The 6,973-nt window shown below is 36.8% G+C and carries 9 protein-coding genes; all 9 read right to left on the bottom strand.

Features of this window, described 5'->3' with window-relative positions; all coding sequences use genetic code 11:
- Positions 1–567: 567 nt before the first annotated feature.
- The 9 genes from RMB03_RS00430 to RMB03_RS00390 all read right to left on the bottom strand — a co-directional run bounded on the left by RMB03_RS00430 (position 568) and on the right by RMB03_RS00390 (position 6,238).
- The gene (locus tag RMB03_RS00430) at positions 568–762 is read right to left on the bottom strand and encodes a hypothetical protein (RefSeq protein ID WP_311073078.1); all 195 of its coding nucleotides are present in this window, start codon (positions 760–762) and stop codon (positions 568–570) included.
- A gap of 449 nt (positions 763–1,211) precedes the next feature.
- Positions 1,212–2,249 carry a DUF932 domain-containing protein gene (locus RMB03_RS00425; protein WP_311073076.1) on the bottom strand — a complete coding sequence of 346 codons (1,038 nt, stop codon included), beginning with the start codon at positions 2,247–2,249 and terminating at the stop codon, positions 1,212–1,214.
- 55 nt (positions 2,250–2,304) lie between these two features.
- The gene (locus RMB03_RS00420; RefSeq protein ID WP_311073074.1) at positions 2,305–2,598 is read right to left on the bottom strand and encodes a hypothetical protein; all 294 of its coding nucleotides are present in this window, start codon (positions 2,596–2,598) and stop codon (positions 2,305–2,307) included.
- 94 nt (positions 2,599–2,692) lie between these two features.
- Positions 2,693–3,022, bottom strand: coding sequence for a hypothetical protein (locus tag RMB03_RS00415; RefSeq protein ID WP_311073072.1), 330 nt, complete (start codon positions 3,020–3,022; stop codon positions 2,693–2,695).
- A gap of 60 nt (positions 3,023–3,082) precedes the next feature.
- Positions 3,083–3,781: a hypothetical protein gene (locus RMB03_RS00410; RefSeq protein WP_311073070.1), complete on the bottom strand. Its 699-nt coding sequence runs from the start codon at positions 3,779–3,781 to the stop codon at positions 3,083–3,085.
- An 81-nt stretch (positions 3,782–3,862) separates the two neighbouring features.
- The gene (locus tag RMB03_RS00405) at positions 3,863–4,888 is read right to left on the bottom strand and encodes a molecular chaperone DnaJ (RefSeq protein WP_311073082.1); all 1,026 of its coding nucleotides are present in this window, start codon (positions 4,886–4,888) and stop codon (positions 3,863–3,865) included.
- A 70-nt stretch (positions 4,889–4,958) separates the two neighbouring features.
- The gene (locus RMB03_RS00400) at positions 4,959–5,105 is read right to left on the bottom strand and encodes a hypothetical protein (protein ID WP_281834537.1); all 147 of its coding nucleotides are present in this window, start codon (positions 5,103–5,105) and stop codon (positions 4,959–4,961) included.
- 98 nt (positions 5,106–5,203) lie between these two features.
- Positions 5,204–5,467 (bottom strand): hypothetical protein, encoded by a 264-nt coding sequence (locus RMB03_RS00395; RefSeq protein WP_311073080.1) that lies wholly within the window; start codon positions 5,465–5,467, stop codon positions 5,204–5,206.
- Positions 5,468–5,959: 492 nt separating this feature from the next.
- On the bottom strand, positions 5,960–6,238 hold the full coding sequence (locus tag RMB03_RS00390) for a hypothetical protein (RefSeq protein WP_311073067.1): 279 nt from the start codon (positions 6,236–6,238) through the stop codon (positions 5,960–5,962).
- Positions 6,239–6,973 lie beyond the last annotated feature (735 nt).

The following is a 6,973-nucleotide window of genomic DNA, read 5'->3' as shown; positions in this document are numbered from 1 at the left end:
AAAATGAAAAATGAAAAATGAAAAATGAAAAATGAAAAATGAAAAATGAAAAATGGAAAATGGAAAAACAATTAAAATAAAAAATTCTGCCTAATTTTCGTATAAGCAGTTATCCAGACGAGCTAATTTATTTTAATTAAAACTAAAAGACATATAAACATATATATAATTTATTAAATAATCACCTTAAAACACTAAAAAAATTAAATATTAATTTTATTTTAAAAACAATTAAATCAATATTCCGAACAATTAAATATACACTATTTACTCAAACAACCTTAGAAGCCACATAAATAAATACTATTTCACACTAAAATCCTTAAATTAAAATAGAATATTTTATTAATATTCCACTCATTTATTAAAATTTCTTAAAGCAACAATATCGGATCAATTTAATTCACTTCTAGTTATAAAGATCATTGTCTCAGACAGTTTTTTGATGATAACTGTAATCAGCAAATATACTATCGTGTACATGGTTTTAAAACTGAACAAATTTCTCAATATTTGCAAATTAATGATGCTACCAATTTTCGACGTGCCTTTAAACGTTGGAGCGGCTTAACCGTACAAGCCGCTCAGTCTTAATTTTATCCAAGAAAATATATAACAATGTAGTGGCGGGATTAATGCAAGTTGATAGTAAAAAATTGATCGTTTGGCTTTGATACTCCGTCTGGTATGACGTGAATAAGTTTTTGCAGCAACGGGTAGACCTATAAAAGGTTGTTGTTGGCTAATCATGGCTTGTCCCATAACGGTACTCCTATATTTTTTAAGGCATAAAAAAACCACATCTTCGGATGTGGTTTTTGTTGTGATCTAAATTAATCTCTAAACGTATTGATTTAGAAAATCAGCAAGGATACATTTTAAATCTTCTACTAATACATGAGCTTTTAAGTCTCGAATATGAATTCTGTAATCAGAAGAATTAACTGATACGTTTGCCATAAAACGCTCATGCATGAAATCTTTAGCAAATTTCTCCCCATAAAAAGTCAAAAAGGCTTTTATCTTTAATTAACAATAAAAATCCATCTTACAACTGTTCAATAGTAAGACCATTTGAATATTGCATTCTCTCGCTACTCTCTATTTACAATACACTAAATGATTCTTTATGAAGGCTTTTCATAAATTTTCAACTCATGGATTTTTTTATTTAGACTTAAAGTTTGAATTTATTAAATAGTTTCCTAAATTCAGGACACCATTCTTAATGCCTGTTCCAACCCCCTCTGTTTAATATTGGCTCCTGCACCAAACCATGCTGAGTTCAATCGATGATCTTGACTCATTGCTCGACGCTCGTGATCAATATATTCGGTAATACTACAAAGCAAACCATACGCCGTATCTTTCGCTGTACTTAACTCAGCTCCCCGTCCTTGTCCATTAAACATTTCCATAGTTTTAGTCATCGCTCGTCCATTCGGTTCAGATTTGGAGTTTGATTTTTTGTCTATAGATGCTGCTTTAAGGTAATATTGAATAATACTTTCCTCCTGATCTATAGCACTCATAGACGTATTATTAAACACCGCATCAAAGTAAGCAGCTGCTTCCTGTTGGGTGACTTTTCGTTGAGTTAGCTGTTTCATTTCATACATATGCTCATCCCAAGTTTTAATAGAAATACCCAGCTGCTGCTTGATCTTGTCTGCATCAAACTTAGTGCTGTGAGGTACTTTCACAACATCCTCTCCACTGGTCTGCCCTCGTATCGCAATACTTAACGTGTTATTACACACCACTCGAACACTGGTGAATTGTGCTGTGGTGGCCAATGTCCCATCGCAAGCTGTTGCTAATAAAATGTAGCCATTACTAACATCTTTACCTTTCAATGCAGCTGATTGCCCTGTTCTTGCTAATGCCCAGAACTTTCGGCCACCTTTGAGTACTCCTGCTGTTTCCAGCTCAAAGCCTGATTGCTCGGTCAGGTCTTTATAGAAGTTTAATATCTCCATCGGTTGAACTTCCTTATAACGCTGACTCACCACCGATAACGGTTCATGAGTATCTGAACGATAAAGGACTCGCTGATCTTCATATGGCATGATGATGCTTTGTCCACGTTCATTCTTTGCCATATAACTGACATTGGATGATTCAATCCGCCAGTCCATACCTGCTTGTTCCGCCCAGATTTCTATTGGTTGGTTTCGGGTCAGTTGATTCCCTAAGCCATGCCAAGGGGTTTCACCTACAAATGCCATTGTTTCAACTTGATGTGCCATGATTGATTTCCTTTAATTGATTTAAATAATTTGAATTTTGTAAAAATAAGAGTTACTAAAAACTCGACTGTTTGATTTCAAAGTGTTCTAGACATTGCTCACACTGGTAATGCAACGTCACCGTGTTGTCTTGATGTTGGACGTAGAGCAGAAACATGCCCCCTACAACTAAACCAACAAAGCCCCCAACCAAAGGATGTATAGGACTGCGCTTTGACAATTGCATACAGGCTGCTGCCAGAGACATCGGTGAGAACGATGAGAGCTTTGCAAATACGCTTTGGTGGCTTTGCTCCGACTGCCGTAGTAATTTCAAATGCCTCGAATGGCAGTAAGGGCATTGATGCATATAGTTATCCTCCTAAATAAAAGGCATAAAAAAACCACAAGCAAATGCTTGTGGTTTGATTGAGCTTTATGTTGCTTTTCTCGATTAAGTCAAATTAACGAGTTACTTTTGGAGTCGCTAAACCTTTCTTGCTACAAGATTTGATACTTTCAATATATTGCCCATCTCCAGTGTCTTTAAAGAAACCATGTTTCGATTTGATTTCTAAACATTGACCTTTCTTAAAAGGTTTGACTTGTGGAACAACTTTGGCTGGTATGGCATAGCTATTTAAAATGACTTCGCCTTTAGTGGTTGGAAATACAACTGATTCTTCGCCGTAATAGACATTGGCTTTAAGTGTAACCTGCTCAGTTTTAGCCAAGGCAATAGAACTGATTGAAAGGCTTAAAATGCCACAAATGATAAGTTTGATAAAGTTCATAATCTTTTCTCTGCTGTATGTAAAAGTAATCATTCAATAAATGCTAAAAGGCTATTTAAGTTAGTGACCAAAACATGACTGGTATCCTTCATTCAGGACTTGATTGCTGTTCTTATCCCAACTCACCACATACCAAGTACATTGATAACGGTCAGAATCCCATGCAGCACGATACGTTATGGTATTGCCTTGCTGGCTCCATCCTTCTACTCGTTTACTCACCTGATCCGGACTTGAACGGCCCCATACGTTCATGAGGTGTGACGCTAACATTTGATCAATATTCGGGATGGTTGCCTTTAAATCACTAGGAGCGGTTTTGATTGGCTTTAAACCATAGCGAGAGGCGTTCGAACTTAAGGTTTTTCCTTCATGGTATTCACCATCAACTTCTGAACTGAGCTTTCCTATATTCGCACCTTGTGCTTTGGCATTCTCAACCGCGGCTATAGCACCTGCAACCACTTCGTCCTCAGCTTGTGAATGAGTAGATTCTGATTCTGGGTTTTCCACCATACTTTCAATTCCGGTGAAACCTGATTCAGCGGGTTCAGAGGCTGCTTGCATTGCAATAGATTGATTTTGTACTTTGGATTGTTCTAAAGCGAGTTGTGCTAACTGAAGTTCAGTTTGTCGTTTTTGATGTTGATTAAATAAAATTCCACCAGCAATCAGTACAACCATCATGACTACGGTTAACAACCAATATAACGGTGGTACCTTTTTAGTTGAGTTAGTGCTGTTGTTTATCATATTCATATCATTACCTTGAAATAGAGGATATACGGCGCTTTAGGGCTGCCTTCACTGGGGTAATATGTAAGTAAAAATTCTTTATTTTCAGTTATTGTCCAAATAGCTTTTTAATAGAGCTCTTGCCTCATTCAGTTGCTGTGCCTGGCTTTCAATCAACTGACGAACAGATTCAGGTAAGGTCTGGTATTTATCCGGATGGAACTCAGCCATCTTTTTTCGATAAGCAGTTTGTAAGGTTTGTTCAGTTAGTGATTCAGGCTGAATGTCCAGAAGTTTGCATGCTTGAAGTTGTTCACTATTTAAAGCTGAATGAGGAGACTGATTCTTTTCATCAGCTAAGCATTGATAGATAATTTGGACCAGATCAGGAAATACGGCTTTAGACACATGAGATACTCGACACAAATGGGTCATGAAAAGATCAGCCTGAGTCTGCTCAACCTGACCCAGTGCCATGGCATAAACCAGTTGTTCGATCATCTCCGTACGAAGCTTGTAAGTCAGCACATCTTTAAGTTCTGCAAAGCGATGCAATAACTCCTTATATTCAAAGTTGGGATGTTCATTCAGTAAACTTTTAATATAGTGTTGTGATGCTTCATCATTCAGCTTTGCAAAGTGATTTGATATTGCATGACTAGATTCAGCATTCCATCCACCCATATTGAATGTGATGAAATAAGCAAACAGATCAACAATCACCTTCAGTTCTGCATCAATCTGTGGTGGAGCTTGGTAGGTCTCTGTTTGTCCCTGACAGACTTCATTTAGAAATGAAGCCAATGTTCGTACTGCCCCCTTATCCAGTTGGGTAAAGGTCAAGGTTTCCATCCGATTCAGTACGATCCCATGATTAATGACGCCAAGATCTGCATCGACATGATGAATATTTTTAAAGAGATAAGCGGCTTCATCTCCAAAGCTTTCTTTATAAAAGAGTCCAGTCGCCGTTATACAAAGTCCAGCTTTAGCACTGCCAAATACCGTATCGTCAATCAGCATAAGGATTTCATCTGGATGAGCACCTTGAGGGAGATAACTCATAGCCCCTTGCAATTTTTTATAAGGAATAGCGGGTGCAAAATAAATATTGTCACTCGCTCTTAACATCAACATCCAACGGCTTTTCTGAAGTAATTCTCTCGATATGAATGTCATGGCATCTTCCTAGATTTAGGTACTAAAACAACCAACGTAGAAAATCAGCAGGCCAAACAAGCGCCCGCCCCAAGGCATATCCACCAGAATAAATAGGGTACTGCCAAATCAAATACAACCAATAACCAATCACAATAGTGAAATAAAGGCCAATCAATGGATGTTTCATTGTAAATTCCTCATTTTTTAGGTAAGCCTATCTAACCCGCTGCTTATGGCAACAGGTGAAATCAAAAAGCAAACTAAGATTGAATCTGAATACAAGTTCTAAAGTTTATGTGCACATTGCTGACCAGACTTAAAAGATACCTCTTCGAAATCCTCTGGCATCCTGACTTGCATCATGCCAATCGCCTCCAGCCTCTCTTTGCCATAATGTTCTTCCATCTTGTCGTAGAAGCAAGAACAGAAACTGCGGCTCCCTCCTGTATTCCTACAGCTTTGTTTCATACCCTTTTCGAAATCAGAAGAACAACCAGTAATCATCAGAACACTGATACCAACCAAACCCATCAAAATTTTATTTTTCATCATTTTATCCAGTGATGTCGTCATGGAGCTTAGGCTTTTTTAGGCAATATGAAGCCCTGCCACGATGTATCTCACATGACATTTTTTTAGTTAAATTTTTAGACGAAAAGACCTAAAGCTTGAAGAGCCAGAAGCTCATCAAACCCTATTAAAACTAATCAGGCGGTATAAAAAGAATATGCATAGCCAACTCCTTTATATTGGGAGTTCTGCCAAAGCATTCAAGAATTATGGTGGCAGAACGAGAAAGGGTTGACAGACTGGTCTCAGAGGCCAGCACACTCGAAAGTGTCCCTCTCCCGTCCTACCGCTACGGGAGGGAACGAGGAGCTAGATATTAAAAGAAGATCTTTTAATATCTCTGAGAAATGGTCTGTCAAAACCAACTGGCAATGTAGGCCAGCACGCAAAGGATAATGCGCAAAATTTAAGGTGTCAATAAATGTATTAAAAGATTCAATTACCCACTATTAATTTAATAGATTAATTATCTTATTCAATTGTTACTTCATTTGAACAAAAGGTATTTCGCTTGATACTAACTCCAAAACCACCAGAAGCATCTCTCAATACAAAAATATAAACATCCATTAGGTCAGAATATTGTCGCCCATATTTATCATGGTAAATAATTCTTAACTTGATATCTTGTTCAAATTCGCTTTTTAAAAGTTCAAGTCGTTCTCCTATGAATTCAATATCAAGCCTAGTTTTCTGCCTTGCTGCTAACTCATAATGCTCTATATTAAAATCATCAAAATTCGAGTCCAACTCTTCAATAGTTACATGCTTTGCCAGGTCTCCCCTATTTTCAATGATTATCTTAATATCTGCTACTTAATGATGATCCATATCCATAATAGAACCATCATCATAGTATTCAGGAAACTCCTTCATCGTTAGGGTAAAAGGATAACTATAGAAAGTTAAATGAGGCCGTGCTTTAAAATGTTTAATTTCTAATTCTTGCTGTGTGACGTCAAGTAACTTTCTTTGCTCTTCAACATTATTCGCTAACTCTTGAGCCTATTGATGCAATGCATCTGTGCTTGCTTTTAACTCGTGGCTTTGCATAGGATCAAAATCCAGTAATGGCTTTTGGAGTGAGTCATAGTAATTTCCCCATCTGATTATTAAGAACTAAATGATCTCCTCTATAGTTTACATAATAAAAAACAGAGAAAGTAATATGAGTTTTCTCATTAAAAATCACTCTAAGCCATCTTTACATCTCATTAAGATTCCTGCTAAATTTATTTGGGTTACTAGCCCATAATCAAGTTTAAAGAAAGCCTGACTATCCCAGTGTTACTGATCTAAATGCAATGAAATAACTAGCTTTTGCCTAACTATGCAGTTGTTCTCAATTTGTTTCGATTGAATTATCAAAATTTAACTTTAACTAAATCAGATTAATCAATAAAATTAACTCTCGCATTAAACTTAACTTGATATTTCAACCTTAGTAATGAATAACGACCTTCTATTTGTTTTATCCAATGCTTC

Origin of the sequence: Acinetobacter sp. V91_7, from assembly GCF_031799075.1 — a bacterium.
Classification (GTDB): domain Bacteria; phylum Pseudomonadota; class Gammaproteobacteria; order Pseudomonadales; family Moraxellaceae; genus Acinetobacter; species Acinetobacter calcoaceticus.
Note: the sequence above shows the minus strand (reverse complement) of the source record. Positions and strands in the feature narration are given on the sequence as shown.

Coding starts and splice junctions, on each gene's coding strand:
- RMB03_RS00410 (WP_311073070.1), bottom strand. CDS start 3,781: ATGAATATGATAAACAACAGCACTAACTCAACTAAAAAGGTACCACCG.
- RMB03_RS00420 (WP_311073074.1), bottom strand. CDS start 2,598: ATGCATCAATGCCCTTACTGCCATTCGAGGCATTTGAAATTACTACGG.
- RMB03_RS00405 (WP_311073082.1), bottom strand. CDS start 4,888: ATGTTAAGAGCGAGTGACAATATTTATTTTGCACCCGCTATTCCTTAT.
- RMB03_RS00430 (WP_311073078.1), bottom strand. CDS start 762: ATGGGACAAGCCATGATTAGCCAACAACAACCTTTTATAGGTCTACCC.
- RMB03_RS00395 (WP_311073080.1), bottom strand. CDS start 5,467: ATGAAAAATAAAATTTTGATGGGTTTGGTTGGTATCAGTGTTCTGATG.
- RMB03_RS00425 (WP_311073076.1), bottom strand. CDS start 2,249: ATGGCACATCAAGTTGAAACAATGGCATTTGTAGGTGAAACCCCTTGG.
- RMB03_RS00415 (WP_311073072.1), bottom strand. CDS start 3,022: ATGAACTTTATCAAACTTATCATTTGTGGCATTTTAAGCCTTTCAATC.
- RMB03_RS00400 (WP_281834537.1), bottom strand. CDS start 5,105: ATGAAACATCCATTGATTGGCCTTTATTTCACTATTGTGATTGGTTAT.